The organism is Streptomyces physcomitrii, assembly GCF_012273655.1.
Taxonomy (GTDB): domain Bacteria; phylum Actinomycetota; class Actinomycetes; order Streptomycetales; family Streptomycetaceae; genus Streptomyces; species Streptomyces physcomitrii.
The window spans coordinates 283,641-305,846 of record NZ_JAAWWP010000004.1 but is presented as its reverse complement, the minus strand read 5'-3'; the positions used below and the strand labels follow the sequence as shown (position 1 = coordinate 305,846).

Sequence of the window (22,206 nt, the reverse complement as noted above, 5' to 3'; positions counted from 1 at the left end):
GGGCACCTCGGAGGGGAACGTGACATCTTCGCGGCTGGGCCCCGACTCCCGGGCGGGGGACGGGGCGGCGCTGCGCGGCGGCGGCCGCGCCCCGGCCCGCCCGGTGCGCGGATCCGCTGGGCGCCGGGTCCCTGCGGGCCGCCCGCGCCCGCCGCGTGAGCCCCTGGCGCTGCGGCTGTATCTGCGCTTCCGGCGGGCCTGGGACCGGCCATTGACGGCGTATTACCTGATCTTCGGCAGTGCGCTGCTCATCACCGTGCTCGGCCTGGTGATGGTGTACTCCGCCTCGATGATCAAGGCGCTCCAGCTCTCGCTGCCCGGCGCCTACTTCTTCAAGAAGCAGTTCGTGGCGGCGGTCCTCGGCAGCATCCTGATGTACGCCGCCGCCCGGATGCCGGTGAAACTGCACCGCGCCCTGGCCTATCCCATCCTCGCAGGATCGGTTTTTCTGATGATCCTGGTGCAGGTTCCGGGGATAGGAGTCGCGGTCAACGGCAACCAGAACTGGATCTCGCTCGGCGGCCCCTTCCAGCTCCAGCCCAGCGAGTTCGGCAAGCTGGCCCTGGTCCTGTGGGGCGCCGACCTGCTCGCCCGCAAGAGCGACAAGCGCCTGCTGACCCAGTGGAAGCACATGCTGGTGCCGCTCGTGCCGGTCACCTTCATGCTGCTCGGCATCATCATGCTCGGCGGCGACATGGGCACCGCCATCATCCTCAGCTCCATCCTCTTCGGGCTGCTCTGGCTCGCCGGGGCACCGACCAGGCTGTTCGCCGGAGTTCTCGGTGTCGCCCTGTTCATCGGCGCGATCCTGATCAAGACCAGCCCCAACCGGATGGGCCGCCTCGGCTGCCTCTTCGCCACCGACCCGGGCCCCGACGACCAGTGCTGGCAGGCGGTGCACGGCACCTACGCGCTCGCCTCCGGCGGCTTCTTCGGCTCCGGCCTCGGCGCGAGCGTGGAGAAATGGGGCCAACTCCCCGAAGCCCATACGGACTTCATCTTTGCCATCACCGGGGAGGAACTGGGCCTGGCCGGGACGCTGTCCGTACTCGTGCTCTTCGCCGCTCTAGGCTATGCGGGTATCCGCGTGGCCGGACGCACGGAGGAACCCTTCGTGAGGTACGCCGCGGGCGGTGTGACCACCTGGATCACGGCCCAGGCCGTGATCAACATCGGTGCGGTGCTCGGTCTGTTGCCGATCGCCGGGGTTCCGCTCCCGCTGTTCTCCTACGGGGGCTCGGCCCTGCTGCCGACCATGTTCGCCATCGGGCTCCTCATCGCCTTCGCGCGCGAGGAACCCGCTGCGCGGGCGGCGCTCGCACTGCGCCAGAGCACGGGCCCCAGGCTGCTTGGGCACTGGGGGGCCGTCTTTGGTAGAAAGCGGGCTGCGGCAAAGGGCGCTCCGGGAGACCGGGAGCCCGCCAGATGGAAGACGATGAGACGGCGCGCACGGGCGCGTTCGTCCGGAGAGCGGTGAATTTCGGTGCATGTCGTACTCGCCGGTGGGGGGACCGCCGGTCACATCGAGCCCGCGCTCGCCCTCGCGGACGCCCTGCGCAGGCAGGACCCCAGCACGGGCATCACCGCCCTGGGCACCGAACGCGGCCTCGAAACCCGCCTGGTGCCCGAGCGCGGCTATGAACTCGCCCTGATCCCGGCGGTTCCGCTGCCGCGCAAGCCCACCCCGGAACTCATCACCGTGCCGGGCCGGCTGCGCGGCACCATCAAGGCGGCCGAGCAGATCCTCGAACGCACCCGCGCCGACGCCGTGGTGGGCTTCGGCGGCTATGTCGCCCTGCCCGGCTACCTCGCGGCCAAGCGCCTCGGGGTGCCCATCGTGATCCACGAGGCCAACGCCCGCCCCGGCCTCGCCAACAAGATCGGCTCGCGCTACGCGGCCCAGGTCGCCGTCTCCACCCCCGACAGCAAGCTGCGCGGCGCCCGCTACATCGGCATCCCGCTGCGCCGCACCATCGCCACCCTCGACCGCGCCGCGGCCCGCCCCGAGGCCCGCGCGATGTTCGGCCTCGACCCGCAGCTGCCGACCCTGCTCGTCTCCGGCGGCTCCCAGGGCGCCCGGCGGCTCAACGAGGTCGTCCAGCAGGTCGCCCCGGTCCTCCAGCGCTCCGGCATCCAGATCCTGCACGCGGTCGGCCCGAAGAACGAACTGCCGCACGTGGACAACATGCCGGGAATGCCGCCCTACGTGCCGGTACCGTACGTGGACCGGATGGACCTCGCGTACGCCGCGGCCGACATGATGCTCTGCCGCGCGGGCGCGATGACCGTCGCCGAACTCTCCGCCGTCGGGCTCCCCGCCGCCTACGTCCCGCTGCCCATCGGCAACGGCGAACAGCGGCTCAACGCCCAGCCGGTGGTCAAGGCGGGCGGCGGACTCCTGGTCGACGACGCCGAACTGACCCCCCAGTGGGTGCAGGGCAACGTCCTCCCGGTCCTCGCCGACCCGCACCGGCTGTACGAGATGTCCCGTGCCGCCTCGGAGTTCGGCCGCCGGGACGCCGACGAACTCCTCGTCGGCATGGTGTACGAGGCGATCAGGTCGCGGCAGAGCGCGTGACCTAGGAACACGGCCGCGCCCCCGCGCGCGGCAGAAGGCAGGGGAGCGTGGCCGGACCCACCACCGCCGAACGCGGTGCCGCCGAACAGGAGCAGACGAGGTCCGGCCCGCCCCGGTTCACCCGGCGGCGCCTGCTGCTCCTGCTCCTCCTGCTGACCGTGCTCCTCGCGGGATTCACCACCTGGGCGCTGTACGGCTCCAGTTGGCTGCGTGCCGAGAAGTCGCGGGTGAGCGGCACCCGCGTACTGAGCCAGGAGCAGGTGCGCGAGGCGGCGGCCCTGCCGCTCGGCAGCCCGATGGCCTCCGTCGACACGGAGGACATCGAGGCGCGGCTGCGCGAGAGGCTCCCGCGCCTCGACTCGGTGGAGGTGAGCCGCTCCTGGCCGCACACCCTCACCGTCGAGGTCACCGAGCGCACCGCGGTCCTCCTCGTCCGAAAGGACGGCCGCTACACCGAAGTCGACGCCCAGGGAGTCCGCTTCGCCGAGCGGGAGCGGGCCCCCGAGGGCGTGCCCGTACTGGAATTGGCGACCGCCGACTCCCCGAGCCTGCGCCGCTTCCCCGCCTCCCGGCTGGTACGCGAGGCGGTGCGCGTCGCCGGGCACATCCCGGCGGCGGTCGCCCGTGAGACCCGTCTGCTGAAGGCGAGTTCGTACGACGCCTTCTCGCTGGAGTTGAGCAAGGGCCGCACGGTGCGGTGGGGAAGCAGCGAGAACAGCGCGGCCAAGGCGCGTACGCTCACGGCCCTTCTGAAAGCCGCACCGAAGGCGGACCACTTCGATGTGAGTGTTCCCACCGCCCCTGCCTCATCGCGGAGTTGACGCACGTCCTCGCAGGCCAGCACCCTGGTTGAGCAGCGCAACGGCTGATCACATAGGGTGAAAAGAAAAGAGGGAGGTTCGGCGTGTTCGTTGAACGCGCGCCGCTCGTCGACTTAGTGTCCTGCTCGGAACAGTCAATGAAGTCCAGCAAGAGACACACTGGTAACCCTAAACTTCAGCGTTAGGGTTCGGGTCGGCGTTCGAACCGTCCCATTCGGCATCAGTCGCCGCTCGCAGGACCGCGAAGCAGCGACACGTAACTCGAGGCGAGAGGCCTTCGACGTGGCAGCACCGCAGAACTACCTCGCAGTCATCAAAGTCATCGGTGTCGGCGGCGGTGGTGTCAATGCCATCAACCGGATGATCGAGGTCGGTCTCAAAGGCGTCGAGTTCATCGCCATCAACACTGATGCGCAAGCCCTGTTGATGAGCGACGCCGACGTCAAGCTCGACGTCGGCCGGGAACTCACCCGCGGACTCGGCGCCGGGGCCAACCCCGCCGTCGGCCGCAAGGCCGCCGAGGACCACCGCGAGGAGATCGAGGAGGTCCTCAAGGGGGCCGACATGGTCTTCGTCACCGCCGGAGAAGGCGGCGGCACCGGCACCGGCGGCGCACCCGTCGTGGCCAACATCGCCCGTTCGCTGGGCGCCCTCACGATCGGCGTGGTCACCCGCCCGTTCACCTTCGAGGGCCGCCGCCGGGCGAACCAGGCGGAGGACGGCATCGCCGAACTCCGCGACGAGGTCGACACCCTCATCGTGATCCCCAACGACCGGCTGCTCTCCATCTCGGACCGCCAGGTCAGCGTCCTCGACGCCTTCAAGTCCGCGGACCAGGTCCTGCTCTCCGGCGTCCAGGGCATCACCGACCTCATCACCACCCCCGGCCTGATCAACCTCGACTTCGCCGACGTCAAGTCCGTGATGTCGGAGGCGGGTTCGGCCCTGATGGGCATCGGCTCGGCCCGGGGCGACGACCGCGCGGTGGCCGCCGCCGAGATGGCGATCTCCTCGCCGCTCCTGGAGGCCTCCATCGACGGCGCCCGCGGGGTGCTGCTCTCCATCTCCGGCGGCAGCGACCTCGGCCTCTTCGAGATCAACGAGGCCGCGCAGCTGGTGAGCGAGGCCGCCCACCCCGAGGCCAACATCATCTTCGGCGCGGTCATCGACGACGCCCTCGGCGACGAGGTACGGGTCACCGTCATCGCCGCCGGCTTCGACGGCGGTCAGCCGCCCTCCAAGCGGGACGGCGTCCTCGGCTCGGCCTCGGCCAAGCGGGAGGAGTCCGCGGCCCCCTCCCGCCCGGCGGAGACCCGCCCGGCCTTCGGCGGCCTCGGCAGCGTCACCCCGCGTGAGGAGCCCAAGCCGCTCACCCCGGAGCCCGCCGCCGAGCCCGCGAGCCCCGTCCCGGCGAGTGAGTCCCCGGCACCCGCCTCCACCTCGGGTTCCTCGGGCACCCCGCAGGTGCCCCCGGCCCGCTACCAGGACAGCGCGGCCGAGGAACTGGACGTGCCGGACTTCCTGAAGTGATAACCGCACACACGGATACGCCGAGTGGCGCCCACTTCGCCTTCACCGACCGGTGGGGCGGGGTGAGCGCCACTCCGTACGCTCAGCTCAACCTCGGCGGCGCGGTCGGTGACGACCCCGCCGCCGTCGGCGGCAACCGGGAGCGTGCCGCCGCCGCGCTCGGCCTGGACCCCGCGCGGGTGGTGTGGATGCGGCAGGTGCACGGCGACACCGCGGTGGTGGTCGACCGGCCCTGGGCCGCGGACCAGGAGATCCCCGAGGCGGACGCGGTGGTGACCGCCCGCCGCGGCCTCGCCCTCGCGGTGCTCACCGCCGACTGCACCCCCGTACTGCTCGCCGACCCGGTGGCCGGGGTCGTCGCGGCGGCCCACGCCGGGCGCCCGGGCATGGTCAAGGGAATCGTTCCGGCGGCGGTCGAGGCGATGGTCTCGCTCGGCGCCGAACCCGCGCGGATCACCGCCCGTACCGGACCCGCCGTCTGCGGACGCTGCTACGAGGTGCCCGAGCGGATGCGGGCCGAGGTCGCCGCGGTGGAGCCCGCCGCCCGCGCCGAGACCAGCTGGGGCACCCCCGCGGTCGACGTCACGGCGGGTGTGCACGCGCAGTTGGAGCGGCTCGGGGTGCGCGACCGGCAGCGTTCGGCGGTCTGCACCCTGGAGTCGGACGATCATTTCTCGTACCGCAAAGAGGGCACCACGGGCCGTCTCGCGGGCTATGTGTGGCTGGACTGAGGTGGGGATGAGCGACCGCGAGGCCGAACTGGCCGCGAATCTGGCCGCAGTCGAGGAGCGCATCGCCCGGGCCTGCCGGGCCGCGGGCCGGCGGCGGGAGGAGGTGACCCTGATCGTGGTCACCAAGACCTACCCGGCCGAGGATGTGCGGATCCTGTCCGGGCTCGGTGTCCGCGAGGTGGCGGAGAACCGCGACCAGGAGGCGGGACCCAAGGCCTCCGCATGTGCAGATCTGCCCCTGAGTTGGCATTTCGTGGGGCAGTTGCAGACCAACAAGGCGCGTTCCGTGGTCGGTTACGCCGATGTGGTGCAGTCCGTGGACCGGCCGAAGCTGGTCACGGCGCTGTCCAGGGAGGCCGTCCGCGCGGAGCGCGCGGTGGACTGCCTGATCCAGGTCGCGCTCGACGCGGACGAGGACAAGAGGGGCGAGCGCGGTGGCGTGGGGGCGGGCGGGATCGAGGAGTTGGCCTCGCTGATCGCCTCGGCCGAGGGGCTGCGGCTGGCCGGTCTGATGACCGTCGCGCCGCTCACCGGGCCGTACGCGGGCAGGCAACAGGCGGCGTTCGAGCGGCTGATGGAATTCTCAACCCATATGCGCGCGGCCCATCCGGCTGCGAACATGGTTTCCGCAGGGATGAGTGCGGACCTCGAACAGGCCGTCGCGGCCGGGGCGACACATGTGCGCGTCGGTACGGCGGTACTCGGAGTCCGACCACGGCTCGGGTAACGTCGCCAAGAAGTCGGACCACAGCACAAAATATGGTCATTCCCGCAGTTGAAGCGGGGTGCACCTCGTGGATCGCGGACCTGGTTCACCGGGTCGTGGCAGTCGATCCACCACAGAGCGGAGGACTCAGAGCATGGCCGGCGCGATGCGCAAGATGGCGGTCTACCTCGGCCTCGTGGAGGACGATGGGTACGACGGCCGGGGCTTCGACCCCGACGACGACTTCGAACCCGAGCTTGATCCGGAGCCCGAGCGGGACCGTCGGCGCCATGAATCGTCACATCAGTCACACCAGTCCCATTCCTCTGGGCGCGAGGAAGCGGTGCGCGCGGTCGCGCCTCCCGCCCAGCGCGAGCCGTCCCGGTCCTCTTCGCTCTCCGCGGAATCCGGACGTCCGGCGCGAATCGCCCCCGTGGCATCCATCACACCTGAACGCCAGAGCCTGGAGAAGAACGCACCTGTGATCATGCCCAAGGTGGTGTCCGAGCGGGAGCCCTACCGCATCACCACACTGCACCCCCGGACCTACAACGAGGCCCGTACCATCGGGGAACACTTCCGCGAGGGCACTCCGGTGATCATGAACCTGACGGAGATGGACGACACCGACGCGAAGCGACTTGTCGACTTTGCCGCCGGACTCGTCTTCGGTCTCCACGGGAGTATTGAAAGAGTGACTCAGAAGGTCTTCCTCCTCTCGCCTGCTAACGTCGATGTAACGGCGGAGGACAAGGCCCGCATCGCAGAGGGCGGGTTCTTCAACCAGAGCTGAGACGCAAGATCCGGTAGACCGGTCCGAGGACCAGAGCATCAGGGGAGAGGGACGCGCGGAGATGAGCGTGGTACTGGAAGTGCTCTACATCGCGCTGATGGTTTTTCTGATCGTGCTGATCTTCAGGCTGGTCATGGACTACGTGTTCCAGTTCGCCCGCTCGTGGCAACCCGGCAAGCCGATGGTGGTCGTACTTGAGGCCACCTACACTGTCACCGATCCACCGCTCAAGCTTCTGCGGCGATTCATCCCGCCGTTGCGTCTCGGGGGCGTGGCGCTCGACCTGTCCTTCTTCGTTCTGATGATCATCGTGTACATCCTCCTCACCCTTGTCGGGAAGGCGATGTGAACGATGCGATCCCCCAGTTCAGTGGGGATGATCCCGATACGGTCTTGCCGGATGCCGAACGCCGATGGAACCCAGTTGAGGTGAAGAGATGCCGTTGACCCCCGAGGACGTGCGGAACAAGCAGTTCACGACCGTCCGCCTCCGAGAAGGCTATGACGAGGACGAGGTCGATGCCTTCCTCGACGAGGTCGAAGCAGAGCTGAACCGCCTGCTCCGCGAGAACGAGGACCTGCGGGCGAAACTCGCCGCGGCGACCCGTGCTGCCGCCCAGAACCAACAGCAGCAGCAGATGCGCAAGCAGGAGCCCCAGGAGCGGCCCGGCGCCCCGGTGCCCGCCGCCATATCCGGACCGCAGCCGGTCCCGCCGCACCAGCAGCAGCAGATGGGCGGCCCGCCCCAGCTGCCGGGCGGCGCCCCGCAGCTGCCCCCCGGCCCCGGCGGCCACGGCCCCGGCGGTCCCCAGGGCGGCCCGCACGGTCCCGGCCCCATGCAGCAGCAGGGCGGCCCGATGGGCGGACCCATGGGTGGCCCCGGCGGTCCCGGTGGTCCCGGCCACGGCGGCCCGCAGCTGCCCGGTCCCGGTCAGGGCCCCGGTGGCGACAGCGCCGCCCGTGTCCTCTCGCTGGCCCAGCAGACCGCCGACCAGGCGATCGCCGAGGCCCGCTCCGAGGCGAACAAGATCGTCGGTGAGGCCCGCAGCCGTGCCGAGGGTCTGGAGCGTGACGCCCGTGCCAAGGCCGACGCCCTGGAGCGGGACGCGCAGGAGAAGCACCGCGTCGCGATGGGCTCCCTGGAGTCCGCCCGCGCCACGCTGGAGCGCAAGGTCGAGGACCTGCGCGGCTTCGAGCGCGAGTACCGCACCCGCCTGAAGTCCTACCTGGAGAGCCAGCTGCGCCAGCTGGAGACCCAGGCCGACGACTCGCTGGCGCCGCCGCGGACCCCCGCGACGGCCTCGCTCCCGCCGTCCCCGGCGCCCTCCATGGCCCCGGCAGGCGCGAGCGCTCCCTCCTACGGCGGCAACCAGACGATGGGCGGCAACTCCCCGTCCCCGTCCGGCGGCCCCTCGTACGGCGGGCAGCAGCAGATGTCCCCCGCGATGACCCAGCCGATGGCGCCGGTCCGGCCGCAGAGCCCGCAGCAGATGCAGCAGGCTCCCTCGCCGATGCGCGGCTTCCTCATCGACGAGGACGACAACTAGGCGGCGCCGCACCACGCCACAGGCGTCGGCAAGGCGTTCAGGGCAGGGCCCCCGGTCTTCCGGGGGCCCTGCCCTTTTGCGCGCGGGGAGCGCGGCGTGCGGGTGCGGTGGCGGGAGTGGGCGTGCGGGAACGCCAGTCCGTACGGGATGGGGCGGACGCAGGTCTCCGTGCCGTCCGTGCCGGACCGTCCGTGCCGTACCGGACTGCCCGTGCCGTACCGGACCGCCCGTGCCGTGCCGGACCGCCCGTGCTCAGCCGTCCGTTGCCGGGCCGTACATGCGTGCGGGCGTACGCAATGCCGAGGCCCGGGGCGCCGCGGACTTTCTTCGCGGCGGCCCGGGCCTCGGTTCCGGTCGGGGGCTTCCGGCCGGTCAGGCCTTGCGGAGGCGGAAGGCCAGGCCGAGGGGCTCGTCGGTGAAGGGCTCGCCGTAGGAGTCGTCCGCCTCGCCCTCGGCGAAGTCCGTGGCGAGGACCTCGTCGGCGATCAGCCCGGAGTGCTCGGACAGGGCGCTCGCCACGGCCGGATCGGTGGCGCGCCAGCGCAGCGCGATCCGGTCCGCGACGTCCAGGCCGCTGTTCTTGCGGGCCTCCTGGATGAGGCGGATGGCGTCCCTGGCCAGGCCCGCGCGGCGCAGCTCCTCGGTGATCTCCAGGTCGAGCGCGACGGTGGCGCCCGCGTCGGAGGCGACCGACCAGCCCTCGCGGGGCGTCTCGGTGACGATGACCTCCTCGGGGGCGAGGCCGACCGTCTCGCCGCCGACCTCCACGCTCGCGGTACCGGCCCGCAGCGCCGCCGAGAGCGCGGCGGCGTCGGCGGCCGCGATCGCCTTGGCGACGTCCTGGACGCCCTTGCCGAAGCGCTTGCCGAGCGGCCGGAAGTTGGCCTTCGCGGTGGTGTCGACCAGGGAGCCACCGACCTCGGAGAGCGCGGCGACCGAGGAGACGTTCAGCTCCTCGGTGATCTGCGCCCGCAGCTCCGGGGAGAGGGACTCGAAGCCGGTGGCCGCGACCAGGGCGCGGGAGAGCGGCTGGCGGGTCTTGACCCCCGACTCGGCGCGGGTGGCCCGGCCCAGCTCGACCAGCCTGCGCACCAGGGCCATCTGCCGGGACAGACCGGTGTCGACGGCCGAGGGGTCCGCCTCCGGCCAGCTCGCCAGGTGCACCGACTCCGGCGCGCCCGGGGTCACCGGCACCACCAGGTCCTGCCAGACCCGCTCGGTGAGGAAGGGGGTCAGCGGGGCCATCAGCCGGGTGACCGTCTCGACGACCTCGTGCAGGGTGCGCAGCGCCGCCGCGTCGCCCTGCCAGAAGCGGCGCCGGGAGCGGCGTACGTACCAGTTGGAGAGGTCGTCGACGAAGGCGGAGAGCAGCTTGCCGGCGCGCTGGGTGTCGTAGGACTCCATCGCCACCGTGACCTGGCCGGTCAGGGCGTGCAGTTCGGACAGGAGCCAGCGGTCGAGCAGCGGGCGCTCGGCCGGGGCCGGGTCCGCGCCGGTGGGCGCCCAGCCGGAGGTGCGCGCGTACAGGGCCTGGAAGGCGACCGTGTTCCAGTACGTCAGCAGGGTCTTGCGGACCACCTCCTGGATGGTGCCGTGGCCCACCCGCCGGGCCGCCCAGGGGGAGCCGCCCGCGGCCATGAACCAGCGGACCGCGTCGGCGCCGTGCTCGTCCATCAGCGGGATCGGCTGGAGGATGTTGCCCAGGTGCTTGGACATCTTGCGGCCGTCCTCGGCGAGGATGTGGCCGAGGCAGACGACGTTCTCGTAGGAGGACCTGTCGAAGACCAGGGTGCCGACGGCCATCAGCGTGTAGAACCAGCCGCGGGTCTGGTCGATGGCCTCCGAGATGAACTGCGCCGGGTAGCGGCTCTCGAAGAGCTCCTTGTTCTTGTACGGGTAGCCCCACTGCGCGAAGGGCATCGAGCCGGAGTCGTACCAGGCGTCGATGACCTCCGGGACGCGGCTCGCGGTGAGCGCGCAGCCCTCGTGCGGGCAGGGGAAGACGACCTCGTCGATGTACGGGCGGTGCGGGTCGAGCGCCGACTGGTCGGTGCCGGACAGCTCGCTCAGCTCCGCGCGGGAGCCGACGCAGGTGAGGTGGCCCTCCTCGCAGCGCCAGATGGGCAGCGGGGTGCCCCAGTAGCGGTTGCGGGAGAGCGCCCAGTCGATGTTGTTCTCCAGCCAGTCGCCGAAGCGGCCGTGCTTGACCGAGTCCGGGAACCAGTTGGTCTTCTCGTTCTCCGCGAGCAGGCGGTCCTTGACCGCGGTGGTGCGGATGTACCAGGAGGGCTGCGCGTAGTAGAGCAGCGCGGTGTGGCAGCGCCAGCAGTGCGGATAGCTGTGCTCGTAGGGGAGGTGGCGGAAGAGCAGTCCGCGGGTGCCGAGGTCCTCGGTGAGGGCCTCGTCGGCCTTCTTGAAGAACTGCCCGCCGACCAGCTCCAGGGACTCCAGGAAGGTGCCGTCGGCGTTGACCGGGTTGACCACCGGCAGTCCGTAGGCGCGGCAGACCTTGAGGTCGTCCTCACCGAAGGCGGGGGCCTGGTGGACGAGGCCGGTGCCGTCCTCGGTGGTGACGTACTCCGCGTTGACCACGAAGTGCGCGGGTTCCGGGAACTCGACCAGGGAGAAGGGGCGTTCGTAGGTCCAGCGCTCCATCTCGGCGCCGGTGAAGCGGCGGCCGGTGGGCTCCCAGCCCTCGCCGAGGGCCTTCTCGACGAGCGGCTCGGCGACGACGACCTTCTCGGTGCCGTCGGTGGCCTCGACGTAGGTGACCCCGGGGTGGGCGGCGACGGCCGTGTTGGAGACCAGGGTCCAGGGGGTGGTGGTCCACACGAGCAGCGAGGCCTCGCCCGCGAGCGGGCCCGAGGTGAGGGGGAAGCGGACGTAGACCGAGGGGTCGACGACGGTCTCGTAGCCCTGGGCCAGCTCGTGGTCGGAGAGGCCGGTGCCGCAGCGGGGGCACCAGGGGGCGACCCGGTGGTCCTGGACGAGCAGGCCCTTGCCGAAGATCTCCTTCAGCGACCACCAGACGGACTCCACGTACTCGGGGTCCATGGTGCGGTAGGCCTCGTCCAGGTCGACCCAGTAGCCCATGCGGGTCGTCAGCTCGGCGAAGGCGTCGGTGTGCCGGGTCACCGACTCGCGGCACCTGGCGTTGAACTCGGCGATGCCGTACGCCTCGATGTCCTTCTTGCCGCTGAAGCCCAGCTCCTTCTCCACGGCCAGCTCCACCGGCAGCCCGTGGCAGTCCCAGCCGGCCTTGCGGGCCACGTGGTAGCCGCGCATGGTGCGGAAGCGCGGGAAGACGTCCTTGAAGACGCGGGCCTCGATGTGGTGGGCGCCGGGCATGCCGTTGGCGGTGGGCGGGCCCTCGTAGAAGACCCACTCGGGGCGGCCCTCGGACTGCTCCAGGGACTTGGCGAAGACCTTCTGCTCGCGCCAGAAGTCGAGCACCGCGTGCTCCAGGGCGGGAAGGTCCACCTGGGCGGGCACCTGGCGGTACTGCTGCGGGGCGGCCGGATTCGGCGACTGCGGCGACTTCACGGGGATGCTCCTCCAACGGACTGCTGCCTTCCGTCGGAGGGACGAGAGCCGTCGTGCCCGGACTCCCGCGGTACCACCCTCCTTGGCCGCGCGGCACACCGCACGGCCCCCTCATTGGGGTCGCGAAGCCGGTTCTACCGGCCGCGGCGGACTGGGTCGGCTGCGGCTTTCTTCCGGCGGCTCCGGGGTGATCTTCACGTCGGGCAGGCCCCCGGGCTCGCACCGTCCCCGGGTCGCTCATGGCTGCGTACGGCGTTACTCGTCCCCATCCACGCTTCTCGCTGTGCCCAGTGTACGGGCCGCGGCCCGGGGCGCATGACCGGTTTTTCGGGGTGGGGAGCGCCGGGAGGGCGGGGCCCGCGGGCGGTGTGGTGTCCGGCCGTATCTGACCCGAATGGGCATACGGGGCGGTACGGGGCCGGGGCGGAGAGGATCCGCGCAGCTCGGCGGATTACCGGGCGGGGAGTTGGGCACAACGGAGGCAGATCGGCCGTGGCCCCCGCCGGGGTGGGCCTCTCGGGCGGCGTGCCCCGTTGCCGCGGGCCTGGAGTCGATTTATCGTCCCAGCACGATTCGCGTGCAAGATCACAATATGTGAAGGGGCCGCGGCCATGGTGGCGAAGAAGTCGACCTCCGAGAAGTCGACGGCGCAGGGGACGGCGGCCGGGAAGCGGGCCGGTACGGCCCCCGCGAAGACGAAGGCGAAGGCGAAGACGGCCGGGACTTCCGCGAAGGCCGGGGCTCCGGCGAAGAAGGCCCCCGCGAAGAAGGCGGCTGCCAAGAAGGCGGCGGCCGAGAAGGCGGCGGCCGAGAAGGCGGCGGCCGAGAAGCCGGTCACCAAGAAGACCGCGGCCAAGAAGTCGGCCGCGAAGAAGACCGCGGCGAAGAAGTCCGCAGCGAAGAAATCCGCGACGACGACGGGAGCCACGCCGGTGGTTGCGAAGAAGGCGGCAGGGGACAGGGGTACGGCCACCAAGGACGGGACCGCGGTGCCCAAGGCGCGTCAGACGGCGGCCGGGCCCGGGGAGCTGGCGGTACGGCCCGGGGAGGACCCCTGGACGCCGGAGGAGGTCGCCGAGGCCCGGGCCGAACTGACCGCGGAGGCGCTGCGGCTGCGCAGCGAGATCGAGTCCTCCGAGGAATCGCTGGTGGGCCTGATGCGGGACTCCCAGGACGGGGCGGGCGAGGACGACGCCGACACCGGCTCGAAGAACATCACCCGTGAACACGAGCTCGGCCTCGCCGCCAACGCCCGCGAGGTCCTGCTCCAGACCGAACGCGCCCTGGACCGGATCGAGGCGGGCACCTACGGCATCTGCGAGAACTGCGGGAACCCGATCGGCAAGGCGCGGATGCAGGCCTTCCCGCGGGCGACGCTCTGCGTGGAGTGCAAGCAGAAGCAGGAACGCCGGGTCTGAGGCGGGCCCGCGCCCGCTCGCCACCCGCCATCGCCCCTCCTCGCACCCGGCATCGCCCCTCCTCGGCGCCGTCCCCGGTACCCCGGTGCCGTACCCTCGTGCCCAGGCCGGGCATCCAGATTGAGGGACTTACGTGGCAGAGGCGGAGCGCATCATCAGTACGCCGGAGAACCCCGAGACCTCGGGCGCCGAGCAGCCCCCCCAGGTGCCCGGCGGCCGGAGTCCGGAAGCCGCCGCGGACCAGCCCGCCGAGAGCACCGAGCCCACCTCGTCCGCCGCGGGCACGGAGCGCACCGGGGCCGGAGCCGCCGGGGACGCAACGGGACGCGGCAGACGCCGGATCGCGGTGCTCTTCGCGGTGGCGGTGCTCGCGTACGTCCTGGACCTGGTCAGCAAGATGATCGTGGTCGCCCGGCTGGAGCACCACGCCTCGGTCGAGGTCCTCGGGGAGTGGCTGCAGTTCGAGGCGGTGCGCAATCCCGGGGCCGCCTTCGGGATGGGCGAGGCCTTCACGGTGATCTTCACGCTGATCGCCGCCACCGTGATCGTGGTGATCATCCGGCTCGCCCGCAAGCTCTACAGCCTGCCCTGGGCGGTGGCGCTCGGACTGCTGCTCGGCGGCGCGCTCGGCAATCTCACCGACCGGATCTTCCGTTCGCCGGGTGTCTTCAAGGGCGCCGTGGTCGACTTCATCGCGCCCAAGCACTTCGCCGTCTTCAACCTCGCCGACTCCGCGATCGTCTGCGGCGGCATCCTGATCGTGCTGCTCTCCTTCCGCGGCCTCGACCCGGACGGCACCGTCCACAAGGACTGAGGCACCAGGACCGGGGCGCGCAGGGCCGGGCGGATACCTGTAAGGCCGCGACCCGCACGCGCGCACCGGTGCGGCCGGCGCCCGACTCCCCGGACCTGACCCCCGTGGGCGTCCGGCATACTCGACGGGTGAGCACGATTCCCGAAATCCGCACCCTGCCCGTGCCGGACGGCCTGGAGGGCGAGCGCGTCGACGCCGCCATCTCGCGCATGTTCGGCTTCTCCCGTACGAAGGCGGCGGAACTGGCCGCGGCAGGCAAGGTGCTGGTCGACGGCGCGGCGGTCGGCAAGTCCGAGCGGGTGCACGGCGGTGCCTGGCTGGAAGTGGAGATGCCCCGGGCGCCCGCCCCGGTGCAGGTGGTCGCGGAGCCCGTGGAGGGCATGGAGATCGTGCACGACGACGACGATGTGGTGGTCATCGTCAAGCCGGTCGGGGTGGCCGCGCACCCGAGCCCCGGATGGCGCGGGCCGACCGTCATCGGCGGCCTGGCCGCGGCCGGTTACCGGATCTCGACCTCGGGCGCCGCCGAGCGCCAGGGCATCGTGCACCGGCTCGACGTGGGCACCTCCGGGCTGATGGTGGTCGCCAAGTCCGAGTACGCCTACAGCTCCCTCAAGCAGCAGTTCCGCGAGCGCACCGTGGACAAGCGCTACCACGCCCTGGTCCAGGGCCACCCTGACCCGACCAGCGGCACCATCGACGCCCCCATCGGGCGCCACCCCACCCACGACTACAAGTGGGCGGTCACCGCGGACGGCAAGCCCTCGGTCACCCACTACGACCTCCAGGAGGCCTTCCGCGCGGCCTCGCTGCTCGATGTGAAGCTGGAGACCGGCCGCACCCACCAGATCCGGGTGCACATGGCGGCCCACCGGCACCCCTGCGTGGGCGACCTGACCTACGGCGCCGACCCGACCCTGGCCGGGCGCCTCGGCCTCGAACGCCAGTGGCTGCACGCGGTCCGGCTCGGCTTCGAGCACCCGGGCGAGGCCCGCTGGGTGGAGTACGAGAGCGCCTACCCCGAGGACCTCCAGCTGGCCCTGGACCGGGTGCGCGCGGAGAGCTCATGAGCGGCCCGCGGGTGCGCGAGGCGGTGGAGCCCGCCGAGCGCGAGGCCTGTTTCGCGGTGCGCCGGGAGGTCTTCGTCGGCGAGCAGGGCGTGGCCCCGGAGATCGAGTACGACACCCTGGACGCCCTCGCCGTGCACGTACTGGCGAGCGACGACGAGGGCACCCCGCTCGGCACCGGCCGCCTGCTGCACGGCCCCGGCACCGAGGCGAAGACCGGCGGCGACCCCGGGGTGGGCTCGCTCGGCAGGCTCGCGGTGCGGGCGCGTGCGCGCGGGCTCGGCGTGGGCGCGGCCCTGGTGCGCGGCATCGAGGAGGCGGCCCGCGGCCGGGGCCTCGGCGCGGTGGACCTGCATGCCCAGACCCACGCCCTCGGCTTCTACGAACGCCTCGGCTACACCGCCTACGGCCCCGAGTTCCCGGACGCGGGCATCCCGCACCGGGCGATGCGCAAGAAGCTCTGAGCGCCGCCCGGCCGTTGCCTGCGGGCCGGACCGCCCGGTCCCGCCTGTCGTCCTGAGCGCGCGGCCGGGCTCTCATCCGCGCCGCGCGAGTCGGGCCCCTCACCCGTACCGCGCGACGGGCCCTCAGCCGCACCGTGCGAGCCGGGCCTCTCAGCCGTACCGCTCGAAGAGCGCCGCCACCCACTCCTCCAGGCGCCGTGCCATGCGCTCCTCGGTGAGGTCGGCGCGGCCGAGTTCCCGCCAGGGGGCGGCGACCTGCTCCGCGTACGGGGCGAAGGCGAGCGCGTCGAGCAGGTGCCAGTACAGGCGGGCCCGGGGGTCGCCGGTGAGGCGGCCGCCCGCGTCGAGGTAGTGGCGGGTGAAGCCGAGCCCGGCCGGGGCGCCGTAGAGCAGGGCCAGATTGGTCGAGCAGTGCGCGAGGTCCAGCTCGGCCGGTCCCCAGGAGGTCTCCACCCAGTCGACCACCCCGGTGATCCGGGCACCGGTCCGTCCGTCCCCGCCCGGCGCGAACAGCACATTGCCGGGGTGGAAGTCCCGGTGCAGAAAGCGGGGTTCGTACAGGGGCGGGGGCGCCCGGAGGATGTCGACGGCGCGTTGCCACAGGGCGGGCCGGGTGCTGTCCCCGGGGACGCGTACGGTCTCCGGCGAGGTCCAGGGCCGGTAGGCGGGCGGCCGGTCGCCGCCCTCGGCGGAGACGCGGTGGACGCGGACCAGCTGCGCGGCCAGTGCCCGGGAGCGGTCGGCCGCCCCGGACTCGTCCAGGCAGGGCCGCCCCGGCAGCCTGGTCATCAGCAGCGAGGGGGCGGCGCAGCGGCGGCCCTCGGGGTCGACGGCGAGGAGAGCGGCCACCGGGATGTCGGTGTCCCGCAGCAGGCGCAGCACCCCCGCCTCGCGGCGCAGCATGCCGGGGGCGTGCCGGACGGGGAAGGGCTTCACGAAGGAGCGCAGCACCCACTCCCGCTCGCCCGCCGGGCCCCGCAGCCGCAGCAGCCGCATCTCGGCGGACCAGCCGCCCGTCAGCCGGGTCACCCGCACCAGCTCCTCACCCGCGGCGAGCTGTGCGCGCACCCAGGCGCGGGTGGCCGCGGGCAGGGGGTACTCCGGCTCCTCGGGTGGCATGCGTCAGAGCCTAGGGGGCGCGCCCCGAGCGAGCCCGAAGTCCCTTGCGGCGGGCGGGACTTCGGGCCGGTCGTCCGCTGGGTCCCCGGAGGGCGCGGGGCCGCGGAGGCGACGGCACGGACCTCGGGTGTGCGGGGCGGAGGCGGGGCGGCGCAGGCCTCAGGTGCGGGGAGTCGGGGCGCCGGTGGCGGTCAGGATGAACTGGGCGTAGGAGTCGGCGTTCATCAGGGCGCGGCGGCCCAGGGCGTACCAGTTGCGCTGCATGGCGGGCTGGCTCTCGTGCTGCCCGGTGTACTGGCCGGGCGGGCGCACCGCCCGCTTCCCGATCATCGCGCGGTCCCGCTCGGCCGCCTCGCCCGGGCCGACGGCCCCGGCCATCCCGGCCTCGAAGGACTCCTCCTTCAACTCGTCCTCGTAGGGGCTGTACTGGTAGTCCAGTGTCCCGGCGAAGCGGTGGGTCGCCTCGTGGACGAGGTACCAGGCGCTCTGGCCGGACTCCATCAGATGGATCGGCCCGGAGCGGCCCGCGTCCATGGTCGGCAGCTCCTCGCTCTTCATCTGGTTCGGGTTGGTCAGGCGGGTCAGGTAGTCGCGCGGGCCGGGGTCGACCCAGGCCTTGACCGTGGGGTCGTCCTGGGCGTCCCGGCCGGCCAGGGCGATCTTCGCGCCCTCCGCGTTCAGGCCCGCCCGGATGCGGCTCACGACCTCGGTGATCCGGGGCAGCAGCTCGGCGATCTGCTGGGGTGAGGCGGTCCGGAAGGCCGGGAAGCCGGAGTGCAGGGCGGCGAGGAGCGGGCCGCCGGGCCGGTCGCCCGCGGCCTTCAGCATGGCCAGGGCCGTGGCGATCCGCTGCTTGGCCTCGACGAGCGCGCGGCGGGCCTGGAGTTCGCGCCCCGGGTATCGCTGGTCGGAGACGGTGCCCTTCCGGGAGAAGTCGGCGTTGGCGCTGCTGTGCACCTCCCGGGTGGCGTCGTCGTAGGTGTCGCCCGCCACGGGGGCGCTGCGGGCGTCGATGCCCAGCTGGGCGGAGGTACGTACGTCGGCGGGGTCGGTGGTGCTCTGCCACCGCGCCTGGTGGCCCGTGACCGGGTCGGTCCAGCTGGAGCCCGGTTCGAACTGCCAGACCGTGCGCTGCACGCTCGGCGCCGGGGCGCGCTGCACGCTCGGCTGCGTCTGCGGCCGCCGCTCCGGCGCGGCGGCCGGTTCGGCGTGCCCGCAGCCGGGGCCGTGCGCGTGGCGCTCCGCCTCGACGGCGCGGGAGACGGCGGCGTTGCCCGCCGTCCGCTGGAGGGCGAGCATCCGCTGGACCGGAGCGCTCGCCGGGGGGACGCGGCCCGCCGCTTCCCGCTCCTCGGACTGCGGCTTCCGCTTGCCGTGCGCGCGCACGAGGCTCCCTTCGACACCGGACGGTCGGTCCGGCGCACGGTACCGGGGCGCCCGGCTCACGGACGGTCCCCGGGGGCAGCATCCGGGGCAGTGCCGCCGGGCCCGAGGGGCCCTGGGTGCGGGCGGTCGGGGGCGCGCGGGTCCGGACCGCATTGATCCGGTTGAACCGGGGGCCCGTGGCACGCTTTAGGCCGCACTTGCTGGAAAGCGATCAGCCGAGACCGCCACTGATCATCTACCCCGCTCCGGAGCGTTCCGTGGAACAAATGGCCCTGCTGTTCGTGCTGTTGCTCGGGGCAGTGGTGAGTGTGCCGCTCGGGGAGCGGCTGCGGCTGCCCGCGCCGGTCCTGATGACGGTGCTCGGCATCGTCCTCGCGCTCCTGGAGTTCGTGCCCAATGTGGAGATCCCGCCGGAGCTGATCCTGCCCGCCCTCCTTCCGCCGCTGCTCTACGCGGCCGTACAGCGCACCTCCTGGCGGCAGTTCGCGGCGAACAAGCGCCCCATCTTCCTGCTCGCGGTCGCCCTGGTGTTCGTGACCGCCACCGCCGTCGCCGCGGTGGCGAACGCCGTACTGCCGGGCGTCCCGCTGGCCGCCGCGGTGGCGCTCGGGGCCCTGGTGGCGCCGCCCGACCCGGTCGCCGCCACCGCGGTCGCCGGTCAGCTGGGGCTGCCGCGGCGCCTTGTCTCGATCCTGGAGGGCGAGGGCCTGTTCAACGACGTGACCGCGATCGTGCTCTACAACGTCGCCATCGCGGCCGCGGTGAGCGGCACCTTCTCGCTCCGGGACGCGGCCCTCGATCTGGTGCTCTCCGCGGTCGTCGCGCTGGTCCTCGGTCTCGCCCTCGGGTGGGGCGCCAACAAGGTGATGACGCTGCTCGACGACTCCACCCTCCAGGTCGGGCTGACCCTGCTCGTGCCCTATGCCTCGTACATCCTCGCCGAGGAGCTGCACGGCTCCGGGGTGCTCGCCGTGCTGGTGACCGCGCTCTATCTGGCGGAGTTCGGGGTCGACCCGGACGATGTGATGACCCGGCTCACCAGCAGCGCCTTCTGGGGGGTGCTCGACACCCTGATCACCGGTGTCGCCTTCGGGCTGATCGGCCTCGAACTCCACAACGCCCTGGACACCGCGAGCGGCCGCTGGGGGCAGGTGCTCGGCTGGGCGGGCGCGGTGGCCGGGGTGGTCATCCTGGTCCGGCTGCTCTGGCTGCTGCCCGCCACCTGGCTCACCCGGCGGCTGCACGCCCGCCGCGACTACGACGAGGACATCCCGACCACCTGGCGGGAGACCGTCGTCGTCTGGTGGTCGGGGATGCGCGGGGTGGCCTCGGTCGCCCTGGCCCTCGCCATCCCGCTGGAGATGGACAACGGCTCGCCCTTCCCGAACCGCGACGAGATCATCTTCATCGCCTTCGGCGTGGTGATGACCACCCTCGTCCTCCAGGGGCTCACCCTGCCCTGGCTGGTGCGGACCCTGGACGTGCGCCGGGACACCGAGGCGGAGAAGAAGTTCGAGAAGGAACTCGCGGTACGGGCCGCCAAGGCCGCCCGCCGGCGCCTGCGCGAACTGGAGCGGGACGAGGGCCTCCCCGAGGAGATGACCGAGCAACTCCTGCGCCGGGCACTGGAGATGGGCGTACGGATCAGCCCGGACATGGCGGAGGAGGAGCGGCGCGAGGCGCACGGCAAGCGGATGCAGCGGGCCCAGTGGTCCCGCCGGATGCACGGCGAGATGCTCTCCGCGGCCCGGCACGAGATCCTCGCCGCGCGCAGCGAGCCCGGCGCCGACCCGGAGATCGTGGACCGGGTCCTGCGCCATCTCGACGTGCGCAGCATGCGCTGAGCGGGGCCGGTTCCTCACGCGGTGGGGCCGGGCCCGCGCGACCCTCGCGCGACCCCGGGCCCGTGCCGTCTCCGGCCGCCCGCGCCGCCCTCCGCTACCGCGCCGCGCCCGGGTGCCGGTCCGGGGCGGGCTGCCACTCGGCGGGTACGGGCTGCCCCGGGGCCGGGACCGCGGGTGCGGAGTTGACCCGGGGCAGGGCGTAGGGGTGGTGCTCGGTCAGCCAGGTGATGAGCTGCTCGCGCACCGTGATGCGGACCGTCCAGACGTCGTCCGGGTCCTTCGCGGTGGCCAGCGCCCGTACCGTGATGGTGCTCGGCGTGGTGTCGGTCACCGCGAGGCTCCAGGCGCGGCCGTCCCAGGCGGGGCACTCGCGCAGCACCTCCTCCAGGCGGGTGCGGAGCTTGTCCACCGGGGCGCTGTGGTCCAGGTGCAGGGTGACCGTGCCGGTCATCTCGGTGCCGCCGCGGGACCAGTTCTCGTAGGGCTTGCTGGTGAAGTAGGAGACCGGCATGGTGATCCGGCGCTCGTCCCAGGTGCGCACCGTCAGATACGTCAGGGTGATCTCGTCGACGGTGCCCATCTCGTCGTCGACGACCACGGTGTCGCCGATGCGGACCATGTCGCCGAAGGCGATCTGGAACCCGGCGAAGAGGTTGCCGAGGGTGGACTGCGCTGCCACACCGGCGACGATGCCGACGATTCCGGCGGAGGCGAGCAGCGAGGCGCCGAAGGTCCGCATGGCCGGGAAGGTGAGCAGCATCGCCGCGGCGGCGACCACGGCGACGACCGCCGAGACCACCCGCTGGATCAGCGTGACCTGGGTGCGCACCCGGCGGACCCGGGCCGGGTCGCGGTGCATGGTGGCGTAGCGGGCGTAGGAGGACTCCACGATCGCGGCGGCGATCCGCACCAGGAGCCAGGCCGTGGAGGCGATGGTGACCAGGGTCAGGATCTGTCCGATGCCCGCGGCGTGGTCCTCGGCGACCCTCGCCTCCCGGTAGGCGCCTCTGAGCAGGGCGGCGCAGAGGGTGAAGAGGAAGGGGAGGCGGGCACGGCGCAGCAGACCCCACAGCGGGGTCTCGCGGTGCCGTGCGTCGGCGAGCATCAGCAGGCGGTCGGCCAGCCACACCACGAGGAGGGTCAGCAGGACCGCACCACCGATGACGATCAGCGGGCGCAGCACGTTGTCCATGTCCTCGAACCTAACCGGCATCATGGGCGCATGAACATCATGCTTTTTCACTCGGCCTTCGGTCTCCGCCCGGCGGTACGGGCCGCGGCGGACCGGCTGCGTGGCGAAGGTCACCAGGTCTGGACCCCGGACCTCTTCGAGGGCCGGACCTTCGGCACGGTCGAGGAGGGGATGGAGTTCACGGACGGCCTGGGCAGCGAGGAGCTGCTCAAGCGCGCGGTCCTGGCCGCGGCGCCCTACTCGGAGCGCGGGCTCGTGTACGCCGGGTTCTCCTTCGGCGCCTCCGTCGCGCAGACGCTCGCCCTCGGGGACGAGAAGGCGCGCGGGCTGCTCCTGCTGCACGGCACCTCGGACATCGCCGAGAGCGCCTCGGTGGACGAGCTGCCGGTGCAGCTGCATGTCGCCGAGCCCGACCCCTTCGAGAGCGACGACTGGCTCACCGCCTGGTATCTGCGGATGGGCCGGATCGGCGCCGATGTGGAGGTCTACCGCTACCCGGGCGCCGGCCACCTCTACACCGACCCCGATCTCGACGACTGGGACGCCGAGGCCGCCGAGGCCACCTGGCGGACCGCGGCGGGTTTCCTGGCGAGCCTCTGAGGGCGAGCCGCCGGGGGCCGAACTCTCCGGCCCCCGGCGGCAGTCGGCCCCGT

Annotated in this window: 19 protein-coding genes; 15 read left to right on the top strand and 4 right to left on the bottom strand. The window is 72.3% G+C overall.

Annotation, left to right across the window (positions count from 1 at the left end):
- Window positions 1-163: 163 nt before the first annotated feature.
- The 9 genes from ftsW to HFV08_RS09115 all read left to right on the top strand — a co-directional run bounded on the left by ftsW (window position 164) and on the right by HFV08_RS09115 (window position 8,706).
- Window positions 164-1,477 carry a putative lipid II flippase FtsW gene (ftsW, locus tag HFV08_RS09155; RefSeq protein WP_246341630.1) on the top strand — a complete coding sequence of 438 codons (1,314 nt, stop codon included), beginning with the start codon at window positions 164-166 and terminating at the stop codon, window positions 1,475-1,477.
- A 6-nt stretch (window positions 1,478-1,483) separates the two neighbouring features.
- Window positions 1,484-2,578: an undecaprenyldiphospho-muramoylpentapeptide beta-N-acetylglucosaminyltransferase gene (gene murG / locus HFV08_RS09150; RefSeq protein ID WP_168537678.1), complete on the top strand. Its 1,095-nt coding sequence runs from the start codon at window positions 1,484-1,486 to the stop codon at window positions 2,576-2,578.
- A gap of 47 nt (window positions 2,579-2,625) precedes the next feature.
- Entirely contained in the window at window positions 2,626-3,399 is a 774-nt protein-coding gene (locus HFV08_RS09145) for a cell division protein FtsQ/DivIB (RefSeq protein WP_168537676.1), read from the top strand.
- Window positions 3,400-3,681: 282 nt separating this feature from the next.
- Window positions 3,682-4,929 (top strand): cell division protein FtsZ, encoded by a 1,248-nt coding sequence (gene ftsZ, locus HFV08_RS09140; RefSeq protein ID WP_168537674.1) that lies wholly within the window; start codon window positions 3,682-3,684, stop codon window positions 4,927-4,929.
- Window positions 4,929-5,660, top strand: a complete 732-nt coding sequence (gene pgeF / locus HFV08_RS09135; protein ID WP_376770593.1) for a peptidoglycan editing factor PgeF — start codon at window positions 4,929-4,931, stop codon at window positions 5,658-5,660. The genes ftsZ and pgeF overlap by 1 nt, the downstream gene beginning before the upstream one ends.
- A 7-nt stretch (window positions 5,661-5,667) precedes the next feature.
- The gene (locus HFV08_RS09130) at window positions 5,668-6,387 is read left to right on the top strand and encodes a YggS family pyridoxal phosphate-dependent enzyme (RefSeq protein ID WP_040254397.1); all 720 of its coding nucleotides are present in this window, start codon (window positions 5,668-5,670) and stop codon (window positions 6,385-6,387) included.
- Window positions 6,388-6,520: 133 nt separating this feature from the next.
- Window positions 6,521-7,159 carry a cell division protein SepF gene (locus HFV08_RS09125; protein ID WP_040254398.1) on the top strand — a complete coding sequence of 213 codons (639 nt, stop codon included), beginning with the start codon at window positions 6,521-6,523 and terminating at the stop codon, window positions 7,157-7,159.
- Window positions 7,160-7,220: 61 nt separating this feature from the next.
- The gene (locus tag HFV08_RS09120) at window positions 7,221-7,508 is read left to right on the top strand and encodes a YggT family protein (protein ID WP_040254400.1); all 288 of its coding nucleotides are present in this window, start codon (window positions 7,221-7,223) and stop codon (window positions 7,506-7,508) included.
- An 88-nt stretch (window positions 7,509-7,596) separates the two neighbouring features.
- Entirely contained in the window at window positions 7,597-8,706 is a 1,110-nt protein-coding gene (locus HFV08_RS09115; protein ID WP_168537670.1) for a DivIVA domain-containing protein, read from the top strand.
- 372 nt (window positions 8,707-9,078) lie between these two features.
- Here the strand turns inward: HFV08_RS09115 and ileS are convergent, their stop codons facing one another.
- Entirely contained in the window at window positions 9,079-12,249 is a 3,171-nt protein-coding gene (gene ileS / locus HFV08_RS09110) for an isoleucine--tRNA ligase (protein ID WP_312885479.1), read from the bottom strand.
- A gap of 611 nt (window positions 12,250-12,860) precedes the next feature.
- On the opposite strand from ileS, the gene HFV08_RS09100 reads away from it, so the two are divergent.
- The 4 genes from HFV08_RS09100 to HFV08_RS09085 all read left to right on the top strand — a co-directional run bounded on the left by HFV08_RS09100 (window position 12,861) and on the right by HFV08_RS09085 (window position 16,012).
- Window positions 12,861-13,667, top strand: coding sequence for a TraR/DksA family transcriptional regulator (locus tag HFV08_RS09100; RefSeq protein ID WP_168537668.1), 807 nt, complete (start codon window positions 12,861-12,863; stop codon window positions 13,665-13,667).
- Between the two features lie 133 nt (window positions 13,668-13,800).
- Complete coding sequence (gene lspA, locus HFV08_RS09095) at window positions 13,801-14,481, top strand: signal peptidase II (protein WP_168537666.1); 681 nt, start codon at window positions 13,801-13,803, stop codon at window positions 14,479-14,481.
- Window positions 14,482-14,609: 128 nt separating this feature from the next.
- Window positions 14,610-15,551: an RluA family pseudouridine synthase gene (locus tag HFV08_RS09090; RefSeq protein ID WP_168537664.1), complete on the top strand. Its 942-nt coding sequence runs from the start codon at window positions 14,610-14,612 to the stop codon at window positions 15,549-15,551.
- Window positions 15,548-16,012, top strand: coding sequence for a GNAT family N-acetyltransferase (locus HFV08_RS09085; RefSeq protein ID WP_168537662.1), 465 nt, complete (start codon window positions 15,548-15,550; stop codon window positions 16,010-16,012). Before HFV08_RS09090 ends, HFV08_RS09085 begins: the two co-directional genes overlap by 4 nt.
- Before the next feature lie 150 nt (window positions 16,013-16,162).
- Here HFV08_RS09085 and HFV08_RS09080 read toward each other — a convergent pair whose 3' ends face one another.
- Both HFV08_RS09080 and HFV08_RS31485 read right to left on the bottom strand, forming a co-directional pair.
- On the bottom strand, window positions 16,163-17,131 hold the full coding sequence (locus HFV08_RS09080) for a phosphotransferase family protein (protein ID WP_168537660.1): 969 nt from the start codon (window positions 17,129-17,131) through the stop codon (window positions 16,163-16,165).
- A 159-nt stretch (window positions 17,132-17,290) separates the two neighbouring features.
- Complete coding sequence (locus HFV08_RS31485; RefSeq protein ID WP_168537237.1) at window positions 17,291-18,517, bottom strand: hypothetical protein; 1,227 nt, start codon at window positions 18,515-18,517, stop codon at window positions 17,291-17,293.
- A gap of 257 nt (window positions 18,518-18,774) precedes the next feature.
- Here HFV08_RS31485 and HFV08_RS09070 point away from each other — a divergent pair, with 257 nt between their 5' ends.
- Complete coding sequence (locus tag HFV08_RS09070) at window positions 18,775-20,361, top strand: Na+/H+ antiporter (RefSeq protein ID WP_168537658.1); 1,587 nt, start codon at window positions 18,775-18,777, stop codon at window positions 20,359-20,361.
- Window positions 20,362-20,455: 94 nt separating this feature from the next.
- Here HFV08_RS09070 and HFV08_RS09065 read toward each other — a convergent pair whose 3' ends face one another.
- Window positions 20,456-21,553: a mechanosensitive ion channel family protein gene (locus HFV08_RS09065; RefSeq protein WP_168537656.1), complete on the bottom strand. Its 1,098-nt coding sequence runs from the start codon at window positions 21,551-21,553 to the stop codon at window positions 20,456-20,458.
- Between the two features lie 30 nt (window positions 21,554-21,583).
- Here HFV08_RS09065 and HFV08_RS09060 point away from each other — a divergent pair, with 30 nt between their 5' ends.
- Complete coding sequence (locus tag HFV08_RS09060; RefSeq protein WP_168537654.1) at window positions 21,584-22,153, top strand: dienelactone hydrolase family protein; 570 nt, start codon at window positions 21,584-21,586, stop codon at window positions 22,151-22,153.
- Window positions 22,154-22,206 lie beyond the last annotated feature (53 nt).